The sequence below is a fragment of the Gottfriedia acidiceleris genome (assembly GCF_023115465.1).
In the GTDB taxonomy this organism is placed as follows: domain Bacteria; phylum Bacillota; class Bacilli; order Bacillales; family Bacillaceae_G; genus Gottfriedia; species Gottfriedia acidiceleris_B.
On sequence record NZ_CP096034.1, the window covers coordinates 4,551,478 to 4,570,793 of the forward strand.

Sequence of the window (19,316 nt, forward strand, 5' to 3'; positions counted from 1 at the left end):
GAACCTCATCTAATGTCAATTGTATCAAAACATACTAACAAAATAATCTTGCTGTGAAAGTAGGAGGATTTTTGTTTTCAATTGAAAACTGTTTGTGAGACAATTAAGAACATATGAAGAATAAAAGGAGATTTTATGAAAACAATCGCACAACTATCATCTAGCAAACTATTTTTCATTGGTCTAGGCATTGGAATCATTTCATTATCGAGTATTTTTCTCATTTATTTGTACGCCTTTTTCGTGCCATTCGTTGTTGGACTGATTTTATGGTTCATTTTCAAACGAAAAGCAATCATGTTCGGCAGTTTTACAGCAGCATTAATCGGATTACTTGCACTGATCGGCTTCATCGTTTATCTAATGATGTTCGGTCATTTCGGACCATGAAAACCAGCTCGTAAAGGGCTGGTTTTTGTTTGTTTATAAAAAACAAAAAAAAACCGCTAGGAATACATAATTCCTAGCAGGTTTTCTCCATTTATCGAGAAATACACGATAATATTAGTGTGCAGATTCTGCTTTATCGATATGAATTAAATGTTTTTTATTAATAAACAAGAAAATTACCGATAGTAATACGAAACATCCACCTACATAAAAAGGTACGTGTGGATTATACCATTCAGCAAGTTTACCTGCTAAATATGGTGCAATTGCTCCACCAAGGAAACGTAAAAAGCTATATGCAGCTGATGCTGTTGAACGTTCAACTGGAGCTGCTTGCATTACTGCCGTTGTAATTAATGTATTGTTATTTCCTAAAAATGCACCAGCAATTATTACACAAACAATAATGACACTATTCGTATCTGTTCCAATTCCCATAACGATAAGTGTGATAGCGAAAAGAGTTAACATAGCATACATCGATTTAAGTGTACCAAATTTTTTTTGTAATTTTGGTGCCATAAATACAGATGTAATTGCTAATAAAAGTCCCCATCCTAAGAATACGAATCCTAAACCATGCTCCTTTAATCCCATAAAGAATGGTGAAAATGCTAATAAAGTAAAGAATCCAAAGTTATATAAAAATGCTGTAATACCTAATGTAAATAATGATCTATGTTTAAGTGCACGGAATGGATCAAGGAACGATGTTTTTTTCGTATTTTGTGTGACAGGTGTTTTTGGCATCATAAAGGAAAGAGATAAAAATGCAATTACCATTAAGCAAGCTACACCAAAAAATGGGCCTCTCCAAGAGATTGAACCTAATTCTCCACCTAAAAGTGGGCCAACTGAAATCCCAAGACCAATCGCAGTTTCGTATAAAATAATCGATTGTGCAACACCTGATCTAGATAATGAAACAATAGCAGATAATGCAGTCGCAACGAATAGTGCGTTACCTAGACCCCAACCTCCGCGTAACCATACTAATTCCCATATACTGCTTGAATTTCCTCCAAGACCTGCGAAGACTGCAATAATTAGTATACCTAACAGAAGTGTCCACTTAATTCCAATACGTGAAGAAATAAAACCTGTTATTAACATCGCGAATGCCATTACTAAATTGTAACTTGTAAAAAGAAGCGTTACATCACTTTTAGAAGCATGCATTTTTTCAGCAATTGCTGGTAAAATTGGGTCAACTAATCCAATTCCCATGAATGCAATAATACAAGCAAAACCAACAGCCCAAATAGCTTTTGGCTGATTCAAAAGACCTGACTTTTGATTTACATTTGTCCTTTGATTTTTACTTTTTGCCAAGTTTGACATATTTCATCCATCTCCCATATTATTTATTGTTCTAATGCTTTTTTCACCCTCTGATACATCTCATTCATTTCATCTCGAATGTCGTTCATTTTTTTAAGCTTTTCATCAATCATTTTTAATTGTTGAGCGAGTACTTCTTCAGCTCCTAATAGACTTTTCTTTCTTTCATCTTCATTCATCTTTTCCTTGTTTTCTCTATATTGCAATCGGAATTCTTCAAACGCCTCACTGATTGCCATATACTCCTGAACCTCCTGCAAAGAAAAACCAAGAACATCACGGACATTCATTATTTTCTTTAAACGTTCGATATGAAGATCTGAATAAAGTCGAAATCCTCCTTCACTTCTTTCAGGTGGAGAAATTAAACCAATTTCTTCATAATAACGAATCGATCGCTTTGTTAATCCACATTCTTTCGCTACTTCATCTATCTTGTAGAGCAAATCGATTGCCTCCTTTCGAAATGAATATAACTTTTTTATATCACTTATTTATCTTACTCCTAATGTATCGTTAACGTCAACGTTAACTTTGTACATATTTTTATTTTTATTTTTCTACAAAATTGTTGTTTTACTATAAAAACAGTACAAATAATCATATTTTCGCCCGATTCAAAAAACCCGAAAGATAAATACGGCTTTTGCGCATTTTCTTTCGGGTTCTAAAAAATAACATATAAAATTTTATCTTAAGCCGTTTGCTGTAATTTTCTCATTTTTTTAACTTTATTTTTTCGTTTTAACGCCCACATTGTAATCCCAGTTATCCCCAAACCAAGTGGTGCTATTCCAACTAAGGCATAAATTGTTTTTACGAAAATACCACCAAAAGTTCCTCTATGTAAACTTTCTCGCCAAACAAAGAATTGATCATAGACTGTCTTAGTATTTTTCGAAAAAGTTCCTAAATGCTTTCCAGAAAATTGATCGAAAAATTCGCTTGTATTTCCTTTCCCTTCAGGGTCGTAACTACCATCACTTAATTGGGCTTCAATAACACCTTCTTTTTCCGATGGAAGTCTTAACTTGTATAATTCACCTTCTGGGTGCAATTTATTAATTTGAGCAACTATTGTTTCTAGTCCTATTTGATTTTTACCATTATCAACTGATTTAAGTTCTTCAGGATAATTAGATGTAAATTTCAATTTCAAAGATTCTTCGATATTTTCTTGGAATGGAAATAGCATTCCTGTTATTGCTACAACAAGTAAAAATGGTAATGTAATAACCCCTATGAAATTATGTAATGATAGATTTTTTGCCATTTGACTTTTATTCCATTTAATTTTTAGGCTTTTAATCATTCGTTTAATACCTGGATACCATAAATAAATACCTGAAATAAGAATTATAATAAATGCAATTGCAACGATACCAATAATTGTTTCACCAATATCATCTAATAATAAATGTGTATGTAACTCTTTAACAAAAGAAACGATTGATTTCTCCCTATCAAAATTGCCTAATAATTTGCCATTACTAGGATCAACGTATGCATCAATTTCAGTATGTCCTTTTGACATACTTGCATGATATACGTCTGTTAACTTTGAAGGCACATCCATCCTCGAAATTTGAAAACCTATGTAATGTTCAAGTAAAATCTTTTCTGCTTCATTAATTCCAATATTTCTTTCACTACTTGCAGGCTTAAAATACTGCGGATTTAATACATGTTCAATCTGATTTCCAAACACTAATACACTACCAGTTGCACAAACAGCAATAATAAATAGTCCAAAAACTAAGCTGCACACCAAATGTAGAGTTAAAATAAACTTTCTTACCCCTTTTATCATTTTCTCTTCCCCTTTATTTTGATAATAATAATCGTTCTCAATTATAAAGGTAATGATTATCATTATCAATAACGTTTTTACATTTTTAGTAAATTATTATTTAAGTGACTTTAATTATTTCAAATTCAAAATAAAAAGGCGATTCTCGATGAACGAAAATCGCCTTTTGCAAATCTATTTATTTTACCCAACCTAGTAAAATTTCACGAATAAATTTACTTGCCGCAACTTGAGTTTGCTCTGCATGATCGTAAACTGGAGCTACTTCTACTAAGTCTGCCCCAACAACGTTAATATCACTGTTTGCGATTGCTAGGATGCTATCAAGCATTTCTTTTGATGTAATACCACCTGCTTCAAGAGTTCCTGTTCCAGGAGCATGTGCAGGATCTAATACATCGATATCAATCGTTACATATACTGGACGGCCGGCAAGCGTTGGAAGTACTTTCTTTAAAGGCTCAAGCACTTCGAATTTGAATAAATTCATTCCAACTTCTTTAGCCCATTCAAATTCTTCCTTCATACCAGAACGGATTCCAAATGAATAAACATTTTTTGGTCCAATTAAATCACAAACTTTTTTAATTGGTGTTGAGTGAGATAATGGCTCACCTTCATATGAATCACGTAAATCAGTATGAGCATCAAAGTGAATAATAGCTAAATCCGGGTATTTCTTGTACATAGCTTTCATTACTGGCCATGATACAAGATGCTCCCCACCCATTCCTAGAGGAAATTTACCTTCAGCTAATAACCCGTCAATATAATCTTCAATCATATCAAGGCTTCTTTGCGCATTACCAAATGGTAATGGAATATCCCCTGCGTCAAAATACTTAACTTCTTCTAGTTCTTTATCTTGATATGGACTATATTCCTCTAATCCAATTGAAACTTCACGAATACGCGCAGGACCAAAACGAGAGCCTGGTCTGAAACTTACAGTCCAATCCATAGGCATACCATAAATAACTGCTTTACTTTCTTCAAAGCTTGGATGACTCTTAATGAATACATTTCCAGAATAAGCTTCATCAAAACGCATAATAAAGCCCCCTTATTTAGTAAGATCAGCTACAAATTTTGGTAATACGAACGCTGCTTTGTGTAGCTCTTTAGTATAGTATTTTGTCTCAATATCAAAGAAACGATTCTCTTCTACTTCAAGTGGATCATGTTTTTTCGAACCGATTGTAAATGTCCACATTCCACTTGGATATGTTGGAATGTTTGCAATGTATAAACGAGTGATTGGGAAGATTTCTCTTACATCACGTTGAACTTGTGTGATTAACTCAGGAGTAAACCATGGGTTGTCCGTTTGAGCTACAAAAATACCATCTTCTTTTAATGCTTTAGAAATACCAGCATAGAAGCCTTTTGTAAATAAGTTAACTGCAGGACCAACTGGTTCAGTTGAGTCTACCATAATTACATCGTAAACATTTTCACTATTTGCAATATGCATAAATCCATCGTCTACTTTTACTTCTACACGTGGATCTTCTAATTTTCCTGCAATTTCAGGTAAATATATTTTAGAGTACTCAATTACTTTTCCATCGATTTCAACTAGAGTTGCTTTCTTTACGCTTGGGTGTTTTAATACTTCGCGAATAACACCGCCGTCACCGCCACCTACAACTAATACGTTTTCAGGATTTGGGTGTGTGAATAAAGGTACATGCGCAACCATTTCGTGGTAAACGAACTCATCTTTTTGAGTAGTCATAACCATACCATCTAAAATAAGCATGTTTCCGAACTCTTCTGTCTCTACCATGTCAAGCTTTTGAAACTCAGTTTGCTCTGTATGTAAAGTTTTATTAATTTTAGCCGTAATTCCAAAGTTTTTTGTTTGTTTTTCAGTAAACCATAATTCCATTTAATGCATCTACCCTTCTTTATCAAGATTTAGTTTGAAACATAGGTATCGTTTTGTCGGGGCTGAACAAAGCGCCTCCACTTTTCCGATTATGTTTCGTATTATCCCCACTCTTCCTAATTCCTATCGGATTTGTGTTGTTACGACAATTTTTTGCCGTACAAAAGAAAAGTATAGAGTAATTTTTGTGAAATGCAAGATTTTTAAAGCTAAATTATTTGATATTTTTTCTACGTTAATTTGAATAAAATTTCTCTTAATCTACCATACTAGTATTAAATTAGAGAAACGAATCGAGAGGAGGATACATTTTTGTATAATATCAATTACTCTTTTCATTGGCGTACACTTCAAAAGGTCGGTATTTTGCTTACGATTATTTCAATTTCAGGAACACTATTTTTATCTTGTGTCTACTTGTTTGCAGCTACGTCTACAAAACCTTCATTATTTATTGAGTCAAATTCCAGTTATTATGATCACAATCAAAAGCTAATTAGTAAAACTAAGCTACTTCAAAATCGTAAAACACTTAAAATTGCAAATGTGCCTCCAATTGCAATCAATAGTATTTTAGTATCTGAGGATCGTAATTTTTTTCATCACCATGGCTTTGACTTAAAAAGGTTGGGTTCTGCTATTTTAATTAATATAACAAAGGGACAATACGCTCAAGGCGCAAGTACAATAACCCAGCAACTTGCAAAAAACTTATATCTTTCACAACAAAAAACACTTAATCGTAAATTAAAAGAGGCTTACTTAACGATGAGACTTGAGTCAGCTTACAGTAAAAATAAAATATTAGAAGCATATTTAAACACCATTTATTTTGGACATGGTATATATGGTCTAGAAACTGCGGCAAATACCTTCTTAGGAAAAGAGACAAACGAGCTGACAATTGGTGAATCGACATTTTTATTAAGTATTCCAGCCAACCCTTCTAAATATGATCCTTATGTTCATTTTTCATCAGTAAAGGAAAGGCAAAAACGAATTTTATCAGCACTTGAACAGAATAAATTAATCAACTCAAAAAGTGTTAAAAATGCAATTGATGAAACGATTAGGTTAAAACCAATTAAACACACTTCAAATTCTTCATTTACATCCTATTTCCAACAAAGCGTTCAAAAAGAAATTACTGCTTCAATTGGACAATCAATCAATAACAATGGTAGCCAAATTTATACAACATTTAATCCCGCTATTCAAAAACACATTGATCAAGCTTTTGATAAGTATATTAGGCCAATACCTGATTTACAGGCTAGTGTAGTCGTATTAAATAGTCAAACTGGTGAAGTATTAGGGATGACAGGAGGCCGTGAGAAAGGACAGTTTTTATTTAATCGAGCAATAGCGTCGAAAAGACAGGTTGGAAGTACAATAAAACCAATTCTATATTACAGTGCACTCGAAAATGGATATACCCCTTCAACAAGACTTCAAAGTAAGCCTACAATATTTCATTTTGAAAATGGAGATTCATATAGCCCAAAAAATAGTGGTAATCTATACGCACATGATTCAATTACTCTAGCTAAAGCTATTGCCGTTTCAGACAATATATACGCTGTAAAAACCCAACAGGCGATTGGAACTGACGAATTTATTAAAGCACAGAAGTTATTCCATTTAACCATACCAAATAACAATCTAGCTTCAATGGCACTCGGCACTCAAGATGCTTCATTGCTCGATATGACAAGAGCGTATGCTTTAATTGCAAATAATGGTAATGAAGTTATTCCCCATTTCGTAAAAGAGATTAAGACTCAAACTGGAAAGACAATTTATAAAGAAAAGTTTGATAAAAAACAAAGATTAGATAAAGATCAAACCATTATTCTTAAACAACTAATGAACGGTATGTTCAACACAAATTTTTCAAGCTACTTGCCAGTAACAGGTACTAGTATTATTCCTGAACTATCAAAAGATTATTATGGTAAAACTGGCACTACAAAAACGGACAGTTGGATGATTGGATTCCATTCGAATCTTATTGTTGGAGTATGGGTTGGATATGATCATTCAAAAAATTTAACCATAGAGGAAGGTTCACTGTCGAAGAAGGTATGGGCATCAGTTATGACAAATTTATTGGATAAAAATATAGACACTAAACTACCTAGTGATCTAATTAAAGTTGCTGTAGATGAAAAGACTGGTCTTTTGTATAAAGAAGGCTGCGGCGATAAGGTTTCACTTTATTTTCGTAAAGGGACACAACCTACAAAACCTTGTATGAATAAAAAAATGTACCCAAAACATAAAAAGGAAAATAAAGACAGTAAGCCTTGGTATTCAAAATATTTACTGTAAAAACAAAAGACCTCACCAAATTGGTAAGGTCTTTTGTTTGTCCTAGTCCTAGCTTTGTCCAAGCTATTATTAGTTTACTTTATTTAGTCTTAAATGTAAAAAGATTATTCGACGATTTCTTCAAATTTTTTATATAATTTTCCAATAAAAAGTATACTAACCTAAAAGTTCAGTTTTTAATTGTTCAGATGAATTATTCCACATCTCTTCATTGTGCGATTTTAAGAAATTGGCTAATAATTTACGAGACTTTTCATCCATCTGTTCAACCATTATTTTACGTTTCATCGCTTTATCCATTTTATTTACGTGGTCAGGAAGAAGCTTATATCCCCTTCTAGCTTCACGATCAACAGTCATGTAGCAACCTGTTACTCCAGCATAATAAGGACCGCTTTCCGTTCGCTCAGTTGCGACCCACACTAACCAATAAGGTTTTCCATTAGGAACTTCATCCTCATTCGTTAAAAACTTGATCCCCTTTTCAACTGAACTTCTTGCGTGCATTGCACCGATATCTACAAAAACATCATTCTCTTGTATATCAATAAAGACAGGCGAAATATTTTCTAAACTAATTGCTCCAACACCAAATCCGCCATGCCCACTCGTTGAATCATTTTTTAATATATTAAAACCTAGTGATTTCTTTTTTGGTTGATCAGACATTGTGCCCCTCCTAAAAAATTAATGGTGTAACGATTGAATTAATCCAATGAAAAACTGACGGTATAGCAACCTGAAAAATTGGTTGAATTGTATAGTTATCTAATGGAGTTAATACTAAAACTAAAAATACAAATGCCCCATACTGCTCATATTGTGACATTTTTGCACGAAGATCATTAGGAGCCAAATCCTCTAAAATTCGATATCCATCTAGTGGTGGAAGAGGAATTAAGTTAAATACAAATAATACTATATTCATTTGAATGAAAATATTAAAAAAAGAATCTAAAGTAAGTGATAGTGCTTGTGGGAAAGAATGAAAAAATCCGTATTTATATAATAATGAATAAACGATTAAACCAAGCGTCGCTAGAATTAGATTACTAATCGGACCCGCTGCAGTGGTTAAAATTCCTGCTAATCTCGGATGTTTAAAGTTATGGCGATTTACAGGAACTGGTCTTGCCCAACCAAAGCCTAAAATAATAATCGCAATTGTACCGAAAATGTCTAAATGTCTAAATGGAGAAAGCGTTAATCTGCCTTGTCTTTTTGCCGTGTCATCTCCAAATTTATAAGCTACATAAGCATGCGCAAATTCATGAACTGATAACGAAATTGCAACAACTAATAATATTAATGGTATATCTTTTAATGGATATTGAAAAAATGATCCCATTCTTTGCTCCTTTCGAGAAATGGCTGTTTTATGTAACTGAACGGTTAATTTATTTATAGTTTAATTTATTCTTTATGATTTCTTCAATGTTAATCGATTTAATCGTTATTATTCTGACTTCCTGAGTTATAATAAAAATGAAATAAAACGAAGGAGGTCATATTATGCCATACGTTACAGTAAAAATGCTAGAAGGTCGCACTGAAGAACAAAAGAAAGCATTAGTTGAAAAAGTTACTGATGCTGTAAGTGAAACAACAGGTGCTCCAACTGAAAAGATTGTTGTATTCATTGAAGAAATGACAAAAAACCATTATGCAGTTGCAGGCAAGCGCCTTAGTGACGAATAGAATTTCCTTACATACATCAATAGTAAACGGAGAAACTTCCGTTTACTATTTTTATCTTCTTTTAGCCCCTGCTATTTCTTCAATCATTTCGATTACTTTCTTTTTCTTTTCATCAGGATTGTTATAAATTAAATCATGAGGAAAATATAACTTAGAATCGAATAACTTTTTACCAGTTATTCCATCTACTAGCTCTGATTTACGCGAGATTTCTTTCAAATCACCGTTCGTTTGCAATAGTAAAATCGGCTTCTTCCCACCTTCTTCACCATACCTAAAGTAATCATAAGCCTCGTCTGAAATTGTATCAATAACTAAATAGTATTCCGGGTCTATCTCTATTTCTAAAAATAAATCTTTTAATTCAGCAAACTTTTCAGTATGTTTTTGTGTATCAAAGTCTACATATTGAAATAATTTTCTATCTAAGAACCGTTGACATAGATCACTCAAGATTTGGTCAGATTCCTCTTGCCATACTTGGAAATAATACAAAAGGACTGATTCATCTAATTTGATATATTCATCTAAATCAACTTTTCCTTCAAACAAAAGACCAAAATGAACTGGAACATAATTAAAATGGTAACCTGTTTCGTGCAAATATTTAGCCCTTTGTAATATTTTTTGTAAAATGGCTTCCGCACTTCTAGATACTGGATGGAAGTAAACTTGCCAGTACATCTGGAAACGACTAATCAAGTAGTGCTCAACAGCATGCATACCTGATTGTTTAATAACAACGCCATCTGGTCGAGGACGCATAATTCTCAAAATACGTTCCATATCAAAATTACCGTAACTTACTCCAGTGTAGTATGCATCTCTAAGAAGATAGTCCATTCGATCTGCGTCAATTTGGCTTGAAATCATGCTCGTAACTAACTTATTCGCCGATGTTTTCTCAATGACTTCTGATACTTTCTTAGGAAAGTCATCACTTACTTTTCTTAGGATTTCGTTAATTTCTGTTGAACCCTCAATAATTTCTCTCGTTAATTTTTCATGATCTAAATTAAAAATCTTCTCAAATGTATGCGAAAAAGGACCATGACCAACATCATGTAATAATCCAGCACAAAGAGCTAATAAGCGATCATCATCATTCCATTCAGGACGACCAGAAAAAACATCATCTACCATACGTCTTATAATTTCATAAACGCCAAGCGAGTGAGTAAATCGACTATGCTCAGCTCCATGAAACGTCAGATAAGTAGTACCCAGCTGCTTAATTCTGCGTAGTCTCTGAAATTCTTTCGTACCTATTAAATCCCAAATAACTTGATCTCTTACGTGAATATAACGATGTACAGGATCTTTAAATACTTTTTCCTCATAAAGCTTTTGGAAACGATATGACATATCTTGGCCCCCTTTCAATATGTATACTAATTTCTTTATATGCTAATTGATTTACTTTCTGAACAGGACTCTATTATCTTTCCTTATGTCGCTCTAAGCATTAACCCCTAAAGTCATAACCAAATGTTAAGGAAGGTAAAAACCAATCTTCTACATTTATTATTAATTCTTATCCCTTAATCCTTAAATATTAAAGTTAAAATAGGTATTTCATGGTGTCTAGTTCCGAAAGCTAGCTCTTCGGTAATATTCCATCCATCTTCGAAGTGGAAAAATCGCCACTTCTTCAGCTGAATGGAGATATTCCCTTCAGAGCTGGGCAAGCTTTCTCCACATTTCAATCTATTATATCAAAAAAACGCTCCTAAAGATGAAGGAGCGTTTAATTCTTACCTAGTTTTGACTTTATCTTTACAAGTAGTTCATCTTCGTTTGGTGCAGATAAGGGACGATTGTTTACGAAACAAAATGATTTTTTACGCCCTGGTCCACAGTAAGATTGACAACCAATTTTAATCTCTGCTTCATCATCTATTCTTTTTAAGCGAGGGACTAATGTTTTAATATTTGTCGCCTGGCAGTCATCACATATTCTGAATTCATTTGACATTTTTTTACAACCCTTTCTGTTCTAAATTGAACATACTCAGCAGTAATTTTACTCGTTCCAAAAAGGACATGCAAGTTTTCCAATTAAATCACTCCAAATAGTATTCTATTATTTTCTATTTTTTGTATAGTTTTCTATTTTTTTGTCCAAACTTCTATTAATCAGCTAGGAAATTAAATCATTAATTGAATAAAAGAAAGTTGAGGGGAAATTTCTATGATGAAATTAAGACAGGATGCTTGGACTGAAGAAAATGATTTACTTTTAGCAGAAACCGTTTTACGTCACGTACGAGAAGGTAGTACCCAATTAAATGCCTTTGAAGAAGTAGGCGATGTTTTAGAACGTACTTCGGCTGCATGTGGTTTTCGTTGGAATGCTGTAGTCCGCTATAATTATGAGAAAGCACTTCAATTAGCAAAGAAATTTCGTAAAGAAAAGCTTCGACACGCTAAAGGTGAAGATGCAAAGAAAAAATTATTATATACACCTTCTGAATCTAGTTATATACAAACAGATGTATCTAGTAATTTGGATCGTTATTTAAATGATGAACAAGATTTGGAATATGGTGTTGAACTCGATCAAGAATTTGGGTCTTTTGTGGAAACTGATAATGAAAATGATGTAAGTGTAGAAGTAAGGCATATCGAGGAACCAACGACTGAAATCTATTCTAGTATTCCTTCCGTTCAAAATCAGTATCAATCACAGACTCAGACTCCACCAGCTTCACCAATGAATACAAGAAAAAGTTCAATTACAATGTTTGATGTCATCCAGTTCTTACAAGGTCTCTCAAGCAGTCAAATTGGTAGCGATCGTTTAGTCCGTGAAAATGATCAACTAAAAAGAGAGCTTATGCAATTACAGGAACGAAATTCACAGTTACAGAGACAAGTAGAAAAGCTTGAAAAAGACGCTACTACTGTTCAAGAAGACTATGAAACAATGATGAAAATAATGAACCGTGCTAGAAAATTAGTATTATTTGAAGAGGAAGAGAAACCAGCAGCAACATCGTTTAGAATGGATAAAAACGGAAATTTAGAAAAAATTGCAGAATAACATTGTCGGTTTTAATATAGGGGAACTAAATCAAAATTAAGATTTAGTTCCTCTATTTTTATGCATACTATATTTGAAAATCCTGCTACAGTCTATTAATTTCCTAAAAATGATTTTTTAAAGAATGCTAGCTGTTTTTCAAGAGTGACTGGGTCACTGAACGAAGCGCCTATATACACGATTATTATTTTCAGCTCGAATAGATTTATATGGATCTGTTTTCTGAAATCATAATTTAATTACTATATTTTGATTCTAATTATTTTCAACCTATAGTTACTATTTAGAATATGAAGTTTTTTTATTTAGTTTAAAACCATGCTAAAATAGGAAAACAAACGCAAAACGCAAGGGGCTTATTTAATGAATCAACATTTGAATCGGTTACAAACAGATGAAATACGTTTTATAGACGGCTCAACTTTAGGACCATCCTTTGAGGCGATCCAATCTTTTGCATTAGATGACACATTATGTACAAAAATTGGGAAAATGGAGTCTCCAACAACAATTCGTACTTGGGTACATCACAATACAATAGTTTTAGGTATTCAAGATACTAGACTACCGAATTTAACAAATGGGGTTAAATTCCTTAATGATCAGGGATACAAAGCAATCGTACGAAATTCTGGTGGGCTTGCTGTTGTTTTAGATGAAGGTGTTCTAAATATATCGATCCTGTTTCCGGAAGTGGAACATAAGCTGCAAATTAATGATGGTTATGAAACGATGTATGCACTAATTCAAGATATGTTTAAGGATATAACAGATAAAATAGTTGCAAAAGAAATAGTAGGATCATATTGTCCAGGAGATTTTGATTTAAGTATTAATGACAAGAAATTTGCGGGTATCTCTCAACGTAGGATCCGTAAAGGGGTTGCTGTTCAAATTTATTTATGTATTAACGAAAGTGGTTCAAAACGTGCTTCAATTATTAAAGATTTTTATAAAATTGCGATTGATAACAAAGAAACTTCGTTTAAATATCCTACAATTATACCTGAAACAATGGCATCTCTTTCTGAACTACTATCATTAAATCTTACAGTGACGGATGTAATGACAAGACTACTTCAATCATTAATTAAATTAACGCCAAAATTAACACCTAACTCCTTACTAGATGATGAAATAGAATTATATAATTATCACTTGCAACGAATGATTAATCGTAATTCGGATATAAGTTCTATGCAAGAATGATTAGAACAGTTTTTTATGATTTTCTTATATTGAGATTTATCAGTAATTAAACTAACACTAGGTGTTCCATAAAAAAAAGAGTGCTCAAAAGTTCATTGACTTAAGAGCACTCTTTTTCTTAACTCCGTCCTAATTATAGTGACTGTGCAGCTGTGATGATTGATAATTTATATACGTCTTCACTGTTACAACCACGAGATAGGTCGTTAACAGGCATATTTAGTCCTTGTAGGATTGGTCCGATTGCTTCAAAATTACCTAAACGTTGAGCAATTTTGTAACCAATATTACCTGCTTCCAAGCTTGGGAATACGAATGTATTAGCATCTCCTTGAATAACTGAATCGGGAGCTTTGCTTTTTGCAACAGAAGGAACAAATGCTGCATCAAATTGGAACTCGCCATCTAAAGTTAATTCAGGAGCAAGCTCTTTTGCAATTTTAACTGCCTCTGCAACCTTTTCAGTTTCAGGCGATTTTGCAGATCCTTTAGTTGAAAAGCTTAACATTGCGATTTTAGGGTCAATGTCAAATAGTTTAGCTGTTTTTGCACTTTCAATTGCAATTTCAGCTAAATCTTGGCTATTTGGGGCAATATTAATCGCGCAATCTGCGAATACGTATTTCTCATCCTCACGAACCATGATAAATACACCAGATGTTTTTGTAACGCCTGGTTTTGTTTTAATGATTTGAAGCGCTGGTCGTACTGTATCGGCTGTTGAATGTGTAGCACCACTAACTAAACCATGAGCAATGTTTGCATATACTAACATCGTTCCAAAGTAGTTTGGATCTAATAATGCTTTACGAGCTTGTTCTTCTGTCGCTTTTCCTTTACGGCGTTCAACAAAAGATGCAACTAATTGCTCCATTTCTTCATAAGTAGATGGGTCTAAAATTTCTACACCTTGAAGTTCTAATCCTAAGCTACTTGCTTTTTCTTTTACGTTATCTACGTTACCTATTAAAATCGGTTTTAATACATCTTCTTTTGCTAGTCTGTCAGCTGCTGATAAGATTCTCTCATCTGTACCTTCTGGTAAAACAATTGAAATACCTTTACCTGATACTTTTTGTTTAATGCTTTCAAATAAGTTGCTCATAATTGCCTCCAAGATCTTTAAAATTATTTTATTTGTACATAATTAGAATAAAACCTTTTTAGAATAATGAAAAATATAATATATTTAATAAAGCGCTATCATTTAAAGTAAATTAATTCCTAATTTTCTAACTAAATTTGGATTTTGTATAATTTTGTATGTTTTTACAAAATACTTTTATTTGTAGTATGCTATATAAATGAAAATCAATACGATAACGTTTGGGGGATTTAAAATGAGTGAAGCTGCAAAAACTTTAGATGGCTGGTATTGTTTACATGATTTTAGAAGTATGGATTGGCATGCTTTTAAACAATTAGGTAGTGATGAGCGTCAACTAGCGATTACAGAGTTCCAACAAGTTTTCTCAAAATGGAACCAAGTTGCTGATACTGGTGAAGGTAGCCATGCTATTTACAATATTTTAGGTCAAAAAGCAGACATTATGTTTATGGTTTTAAGACCTACAATGGATGAGTTATTACATATTGAAACAGAAATTAATAAAACTACATTATCTCAGTATATGATTCCAACTTATTCATACGTTTCTGTAGTTGAATTAAGTAATTACTTAAGCGAAGAAGATGGCGATCCATATCAAAATCCGCATGTTCGCGCTAGACTTTACCCTGCTTTACCAAAATCTCAATACGTATGCTTCTATCCAATGGATAAAAAACGTGAAGGCGAAGATAATTGGTACATGCTTCCTTCAGGTGCTCGTAAAGAAATGATGTACAGCCACGGAAAAATTGGTCGTGGATACGCTGGTAAAGTTAAACAAATTATTACTGGTTCTGTAGGCTTTGATGATTATGAATGGGGAGTTACTTTATTCTCTGAAGACGTACTTCAATTCAAAAAATTAATCTATGAAATGCGCTTTGATGAAGTAAGTGCTCGTTATGGAGTATTTGGTTCATTCTTTGTTGGAACGATTCTAAAAGAAGACGCATTCTCAAAATATCTTTACGTATAATTGAATACTTAAGGGTATCCACTGAATACGATCAGTCATAGTATATAAATTAAAAGACTTCTCTTTTTTGAGAAGTTTTTTTATTTTCCTGTTGGAAAAGAAGTCATATGTTTCTTTCAATTTTAATATAGTTACAGTAGTGAACGAACTAATTAGTCCTCGCTTTCCGATCACCAATGGGATTCATGCAGAATAGATAATTCGGATGAGGAGGCTTATTTATGGGTGTAATTCGATATACCGATGCCGAGGTTTCTTTACTTGCTAGATTAATGCGTGCTGAAGCTGAAGGTGAAGGTAAAGAAGGTATGTTAATGGTTGGAAATGTATGTGTTAATAGGGTTTTGTCTGATTGCTTAGATTTTAGAGACATTCGAAGTTTAACAGATATGGTTTATCAGAATCCAGGTGGATTCGAAGCTGTTCAAAAATCTTACTTTTATCAACGTGCTAGGGACCAAGATATTGAGCTATCTAGAAAAGTAATAGCGGGACAGCGTTTTTGGCCAGCAACTTATGGCTTATGGTTCTTCAGACCTGCAGGTTCATGCCCAGGAACTTGGTTTAACCAAAAACTAGCAGGAAGATTTAAGTCGCATTGCTTTTATCAACCAACTGCTGGAGATTGTCCTAAAGTTTATAGCGTTTAATTTGATTTAACTAAGGGAGGTTTTTTCTTTGAGTAATCCTTACGAATATTATCCAAATCTTTATCGTGCGGTGCAACCTGCCCAAGGGCAAGGACAACAAGCAGGACAGGGGCAAGGATTTGCAGCACCATCAGGCGGTATGATTTCCCAACAAGGTCAAGTTACTGCCACGGCTGGCCTTTTTGAACAATCCTATGTAGAAAATATACTTAGAGCCAATCGTGGGAAAATTGCTACGGTTTATATGACATTTACTGGTCACCAACAGCAAGTATTTGTAGGGTATATTATGGGAGCTGGACGCGATCATATTGTACTCAGAGATGTAAATACAACTAAAACCTTCATATTGTTAACAATTTACTTAGATTACGTTACATTTGACGAAGAAATAGCTTTACCTTATCAACTTTAAAAAAAAGTGTTCAATATAGTGCAATAAATGCACTTTTATTGAACACTTTTCTTATTTCATTACTGAAATTCCTACTAATATCCAAGCTACTAAAAATGCTAAACCACCTAGTGGAGTAATCGCACCTAGTATTTTAATTCCAGATATACTTAATATGTACAAGCTTCCTGAGAATAAGATGATTCCTATTATAGATAACCATCCCGCCCACATTAATTGAGTTGTTGAACCAAATTTATCAATTAAAAATGCAATGATAAATAGACCACCTGTTTGAAACATTTGATATTGAACAGCTTTTTGCCAAATTTGTAGTGATCTTTCGGAAATTTTCCCCTCAAGTCCATGTGCTCCAAATGCACCTAATGCGATTGCTAAAAAAGCAAAAATACTACCTAATAAAAAAAATAGTTTCACTTCTTCTCCCCCTTTATCTTAAAAATCTAATAATGATCCACTTTGTTCCGAGTCATCCAATTTCGGCATAACAGAAGGTCGGGACATAATAGGCTGACTTGGTATTGATTGAACGATACCACTAGTTACTATATTCTTTGGAACCTCTACACCGTTGCTTTCGTCTTCAAGAAGCAACTCGCATAAAGAACGAATACTGGCAATTCTTTCTCTAAACTGTCCAGGTTTTTGCGTACTTACTTTTGCCTTATGTAACTCATTTTCAATTTGCTGGATTACTTTTTCTACACTGATATTCAGATAAATCACCACCAAACTTTATTAACACAATCCAATAAATCCTATTATACTATGGCTTTTTTCTGAAAGCGAATACCAACCAAATTAAGCACTATTTTAATCGAACGGTGGTATACTAAAAAAGTTAATTTTTAGGAGGTAATGTAATTTGAACTATAAAATGATCGTTTTGGATATCGATGACACACTTTTAACGGATCAACATGTTATTTCGCAAAAAACGAAGGAAGCTTTACTCAAAGCTCAAGATATGGGTGTAAAAGTAGTGTTAGCTTCCGGTAGACCAACCTTTGCTATGCATAAGTTAGCCGAGGAACTATTACTACATGATTATGGTAGCTATGTCCTATCATTTAACGGAGGAATCATTACTGACTATCGAACAAAAAATAATGTTTATGAATGTACACTAACAAAAGAGCAAGCACATGAACTTTATGAGATTAGTAAGAAACATAATGTCTTCGTTCATACATATGTTGAAAATGATATTATTACAGAAAAAGGTAATCAATATACTGATATCGAAGGCCAGCTCACAGGCATGCCTATTAAAGAAGTAAGCAGCTTTACTGAGCATGTGCAAAATGACGTTGTAAAATTGTTAATGTTGGAAGATCCAGAAAAATTAGCTCAAGTTGAAAAAACACTTCAAAAAGAGCTTGAAGGTAAAATTAGTGTCATGCGCTCGAAGCCATTCTTTTTAGAACTAACGAACAGTGAAGTAGATAAAGGTAAAAGTCTAAATCATTTAATTCAAATTTTAGGAATTCGACAGGACGAAGTAATCGCTGTAGGAGATGGATATAATGACCTACCAATGATTAAATTTGCGGGTCTAGGTGTTGCGATGGGAAATGCACCTCAAGAAATTAAGCAACAAGCAGATTATGTCACTGATACAAATAACGAAGATGGCGTCGCTAAAGTTGTTGAAAAGTTTATATTGAGTAATAAGTAATGAATGCAAGAAAGGGCTGTCTTTTTAGACAACCCTTCTTTAAACTTCATTTATAAACTACTCTACTGTCCAGTCAATCGGTTCTAGTTGAAGTTCTACTAGTTTTTGGTTAATTTGTGAAAATGGTTTACTCCCAAAGAACCCTCTACTAGCTGACAATGGACTTGGATGGTTTGACTTTAATATGACGTGGTGGTTACTCGTAATCAACTCTTCTTTAGCTTGAGCATGTTTACCCCATAGAACAAAAATAATCGGACGATCTTGCTTATTTAACTCGGATAAGATTGTATTCGTAAATAGTTCCCATCCTTTATTTTTATGCGAATTCGGTTCCCCTTCACGAACAGTTAAAACAGTATTTAATAATAAAATCCCCTGCTTCGCCCACTTTATTAAATAACCACTCGTTGGAATTTCTACCCCTAAATCTTTGTTTAATTCCTTATAAATATTTCTTAATGAAGGAGGTATTTTTACTCCAGGTAATACAGAAAAACTTAAACCATGTGCTTGACCTGGCTGATGATAAGGATCTTGTCCAATAATCACAACTTTACAATTTTCATATGAACACTCGTTTAAAGCCTGAAATAAATGCTCTTTGGCAGGGTATATTGTTTGTTCACTGTATTCTTTTTCAAGAAATGCCAATAAATCTTTAAAATACGGTTTTTCAAACTCTGGTTTTAATTTTTCTCTCCAATCTGATGATAGTTGAAGCAATGAAATACCACCTTTCCTGACGAAATTTCCCGAGAAATAGATCTGTT

At 33.4% G+C, this 19,316-nt stretch carries 22 protein-coding genes; 9 read left to right on the forward strand and 13 right to left on the reverse strand.

The features are described from left to right. Window positions 1–135 precede the first annotated feature (135 nt). Window positions 136–390 carry a hypothetical protein gene (locus MY490_RS21430; RefSeq protein ID WP_097974836.1) on the forward strand — a complete coding sequence of 85 codons (255 nt, stop codon included), beginning with the start codon at window positions 136–138 and terminating at the stop codon, window positions 388–390. Between the two features lie 114 nt (window positions 391–504). Here the strand turns inward: MY490_RS21430 and MY490_RS21435 are convergent, their stop codons facing one another. The 5 genes from MY490_RS21435 to speE all read right to left on the reverse strand — a co-directional run bounded on the left by MY490_RS21435 (window position 505) and on the right by speE (window position 5,432). Next, window positions 505–1,731, reverse strand: coding sequence for an MFS transporter (locus MY490_RS21435; protein WP_248267449.1), 1,227 nt, complete (start codon window positions 1,729–1,731; stop codon window positions 505–507). A gap of 23 nt (window positions 1,732–1,754) precedes the next feature. Then, the gene (locus MY490_RS21440; RefSeq protein ID WP_248267450.1) at window positions 1,755–2,177 is read right to left on the reverse strand and encodes a MerR family transcriptional regulator; all 423 of its coding nucleotides are present in this window, start codon (window positions 2,175–2,177) and stop codon (window positions 1,755–1,757) included. 248 nt (window positions 2,178–2,425) lie between these two features. After that, window positions 2,426–3,541: a PepSY-associated TM helix domain-containing protein gene (locus MY490_RS21445; protein WP_248267451.1), complete on the reverse strand. Its 1,116-nt coding sequence runs from the start codon at window positions 3,539–3,541 to the stop codon at window positions 2,426–2,428. Between the two features lie 178 nt (window positions 3,542–3,719). After that, the gene (gene speB, locus MY490_RS21450) at window positions 3,720–4,592 is read right to left on the reverse strand and encodes an agmatinase (protein WP_069033703.1); all 873 of its coding nucleotides are present in this window, start codon (window positions 4,590–4,592) and stop codon (window positions 3,720–3,722) included. Between the two features lie 12 nt (window positions 4,593–4,604). Then, a complete protein-coding gene (gene speE, locus MY490_RS21455; protein ID WP_025671010.1) occupies window positions 4,605–5,432 on the reverse strand; it encodes a spermidine synthase in 828 nt (275 codons plus the stop codon). Window positions 5,433–5,744: 312 nt separating this feature from the next. Here speE and MY490_RS21460 point away from each other — a divergent pair, with 312 nt between their 5' ends. After that, the gene (locus tag MY490_RS21460) at window positions 5,745–7,763 is read left to right on the forward strand and encodes a transglycosylase domain-containing protein (protein WP_248267452.1); all 2,019 of its coding nucleotides are present in this window, start codon (window positions 5,745–5,747) and stop codon (window positions 7,761–7,763) included. A gap of 156 nt (window positions 7,764–7,919) precedes the next feature. Here the strand turns inward: MY490_RS21460 and MY490_RS21465 are convergent, their stop codons facing one another. Both MY490_RS21465 and MY490_RS21470 read right to left on the reverse strand, forming a co-directional pair. Then, window positions 7,920–8,432 carry a YwhD family protein gene (locus tag MY490_RS21465; RefSeq protein ID WP_025671008.1) on the reverse strand — a complete coding sequence of 171 codons (513 nt, stop codon included), beginning with the start codon at window positions 8,430–8,432 and terminating at the stop codon, window positions 7,920–7,922. 10 nt (window positions 8,433–8,442) lie between these two features. Continuing rightward, on the reverse strand, window positions 8,443–9,111 hold the full coding sequence (locus MY490_RS21470; protein WP_248267453.1) for a site-2 protease family protein: 669 nt from the start codon (window positions 9,109–9,111) through the stop codon (window positions 8,443–8,445). A gap of 164 nt (window positions 9,112–9,275) precedes the next feature. Here MY490_RS21470 and MY490_RS21475 point away from each other — a divergent pair, with 164 nt between their 5' ends. Continuing rightward, the gene (locus MY490_RS21475; protein ID WP_025671006.1) at window positions 9,276–9,461 is read left to right on the forward strand and encodes a 2-hydroxymuconate tautomerase; all 186 of its coding nucleotides are present in this window, start codon (window positions 9,276–9,278) and stop codon (window positions 9,459–9,461) included. 51 nt (window positions 9,462–9,512) lie between these two features. Here MY490_RS21475 and MY490_RS21480 read toward each other — a convergent pair whose 3' ends face one another. Together MY490_RS21480 and MY490_RS21485 are read right to left on the reverse strand one after the other, a co-directional pair. Then, complete coding sequence (locus tag MY490_RS21480; protein ID WP_248267454.1) at window positions 9,513–10,826, reverse strand: HD domain-containing protein; 1,314 nt, start codon at window positions 10,824–10,826, stop codon at window positions 9,513–9,515. A 382-nt stretch (window positions 10,827–11,208) separates the two neighbouring features. Next, a complete protein-coding gene (locus tag MY490_RS21485) occupies window positions 11,209–11,436 on the reverse strand; it encodes a YuzB family protein (RefSeq protein ID WP_248267455.1) in 228 nt (75 codons plus the stop codon). A gap of 219 nt (window positions 11,437–11,655) precedes the next feature. On the opposite strand from MY490_RS21485, the gene MY490_RS21490 reads away from it, so the two are divergent. Beyond that, window positions 11,656–12,504, forward strand: a complete 849-nt coding sequence (locus MY490_RS21490) for an RsfA family transcriptional regulator (protein ID WP_248269450.1) — start codon at window positions 11,656–11,658, stop codon at window positions 12,502–12,504. A 363-nt stretch (window positions 12,505–12,867) separates the two neighbouring features. Then, on the forward strand, window positions 12,868–13,713 hold the full coding sequence (locus tag MY490_RS21495; protein WP_248267456.1) for an octanoyl-[GcvH]:protein N-octanoyltransferase: 846 nt from the start codon (window positions 12,868–12,870) through the stop codon (window positions 13,711–13,713). A gap of 133 nt (window positions 13,714–13,846) precedes the next feature. Here the strand turns inward: MY490_RS21495 and pta are convergent, their stop codons facing one another. Next, entirely contained in the window at window positions 13,847–14,818 is a 972-nt protein-coding gene (pta, locus tag MY490_RS21500) for a phosphate acetyltransferase (protein ID WP_248267457.1), read from the reverse strand. A gap of 235 nt (window positions 14,819–15,053) precedes the next feature. Between pta and hemQ the strand changes: the two genes are divergently transcribed. The 3 genes from hemQ (at window position 15,054) to gerQ (ending at window position 16,865) form a co-directional block, all read left to right on the forward strand. Continuing rightward, window positions 15,054–15,800, forward strand: a complete 747-nt coding sequence (hemQ, locus tag MY490_RS21505; RefSeq protein WP_248267458.1) for a hydrogen peroxide-dependent heme synthase — start codon at window positions 15,054–15,056, stop codon at window positions 15,798–15,800. Between the two features lie 221 nt (window positions 15,801–16,021). Continuing rightward, entirely contained in the window at window positions 16,022–16,450 is a 429-nt protein-coding gene (locus tag MY490_RS21510; RefSeq protein WP_248267459.1) for a cell wall hydrolase, read from the forward strand. A gap of 28 nt (window positions 16,451–16,478) precedes the next feature. Beyond that, window positions 16,479–16,865 carry a spore coat protein GerQ gene (gerQ, locus tag MY490_RS22265; protein WP_348983776.1) on the forward strand — a complete coding sequence of 129 codons (387 nt, stop codon included), beginning with the start codon at window positions 16,479–16,481 and terminating at the stop codon, window positions 16,863–16,865. 51 nt (window positions 16,866–16,916) lie between these two features. On the opposite strand, the gene MY490_RS21520 is transcribed toward gerQ, so the two are convergent. Beyond that, window positions 16,917–17,282 carry a DUF423 domain-containing protein gene (locus MY490_RS21520; RefSeq protein ID WP_248267460.1) on the reverse strand — a complete coding sequence of 122 codons (366 nt, stop codon included), beginning with the start codon at window positions 17,280–17,282 and terminating at the stop codon, window positions 16,917–16,919. An 18-nt stretch (window positions 17,283–17,300) separates the two neighbouring features. Then, window positions 17,301–17,591 carry a YwdI family protein gene (locus tag MY490_RS21525; protein WP_248267461.1) on the reverse strand — a complete coding sequence of 97 codons (291 nt, stop codon included), beginning with the start codon at window positions 17,589–17,591 and terminating at the stop codon, window positions 17,301–17,303. 139 nt (window positions 17,592–17,730) lie between these two features. Between MY490_RS21525 and MY490_RS21530 the strand changes: the two genes are divergently transcribed. Beyond that, the gene (locus MY490_RS21530; RefSeq protein WP_248267462.1) at window positions 17,731–18,543 is read left to right on the forward strand and encodes a Cof-type HAD-IIB family hydrolase; all 813 of its coding nucleotides are present in this window, start codon (window positions 17,731–17,733) and stop codon (window positions 18,541–18,543) included. A gap of 57 nt (window positions 18,544–18,600) precedes the next feature. Here MY490_RS21530 and MY490_RS21535 read toward each other — a convergent pair whose 3' ends face one another. Beyond that, window positions 18,601–19,269: a uracil-DNA glycosylase gene (locus MY490_RS21535; protein ID WP_248267463.1), complete on the reverse strand. Its 669-nt coding sequence runs from the start codon at window positions 19,267–19,269 to the stop codon at window positions 18,601–18,603. Window positions 19,270–19,316: the final 47 nt, after the last annotated feature.

Excerpts from the sequence above, each read along its gene's own strand:
- MY490_RS21430 (WP_097974836.1), top strand. The coding sequence starts at position 136 with ATGAAAACAATCGCACAACTATCATCTAGCAAACTATTTTTCATTGGT.
- MY490_RS21435 (WP_248267449.1), bottom strand. The coding sequence starts at position 1,731 with ATGTCAAACTTGGCAAAAAGTAAAAATCAAAGGACAAATGTAAATCAA.
- MY490_RS21445 (WP_248267451.1), bottom strand. The coding sequence starts at position 3,541 with ATGATAAAAGGGGTAAGAAAGTTTATTTTAACTCTACATTTGGTGTGC.
- speB (WP_069033703.1), bottom strand. The coding sequence starts at position 4,592 with ATGCGTTTTGATGAAGCTTATTCTGGAAATGTATTCATTAAGAGTCAT.
- speE (WP_025671010.1), bottom strand. The coding sequence starts at position 5,432 with ATGGAATTATGGTTTACTGAAAAACAAACAAAAAACTTTGGAATTACG.
- MY490_RS21465 (WP_025671008.1), bottom strand. The coding sequence starts at position 8,432 with ATGTCTGATCAACCAAAAAAGAAATCACTAGGTTTTAATATATTAAAA.
- MY490_RS21470 (WP_248267453.1), bottom strand. The coding sequence starts at position 9,111 with ATGGGATCATTTTTTCAATATCCATTAAAAGATATACCATTAATATTA.
- MY490_RS21475 (WP_025671006.1), top strand. The coding sequence starts at position 9,276 with ATGCCATACGTTACAGTAAAAATGCTAGAAGGTCGCACTGAAGAACAA.
- MY490_RS21480 (WP_248267454.1), bottom strand. The coding sequence starts at position 10,826 with ATGTCATATCGTTTCCAAAAGCTTTATGAGGAAAAAGTATTTAAAGAT.
- MY490_RS21485 (WP_248267455.1), bottom strand. The coding sequence starts at position 11,436 with ATGTCAAATGAATTCAGAATATGTGATGACTGCCAGGCGACAAATATT.
- MY490_RS21490 (WP_248269450.1), top strand. The coding sequence starts at position 11,656 with ATGAAATTAAGACAGGATGCTTGGACTGAAGAAAATGATTTACTTTTA.
- MY490_RS21495 (WP_248267456.1), top strand. The coding sequence starts at position 12,868 with ATGAATCAACATTTGAATCGGTTACAAACAGATGAAATACGTTTTATA.
- pta (WP_248267457.1), bottom strand. The coding sequence starts at position 14,818 with ATGAGCAACTTATTTGAAAGCATTAAACAAAAAGTATCAGGTAAAGGT.
- hemQ (WP_248267458.1), top strand. The coding sequence starts at position 15,054 with ATGAGTGAAGCTGCAAAAACTTTAGATGGCTGGTATTGTTTACATGAT.
- MY490_RS21510 (WP_248267459.1), top strand. The coding sequence starts at position 16,022 with ATGGGTGTAATTCGATATACCGATGCCGAGGTTTCTTTACTTGCTAGA.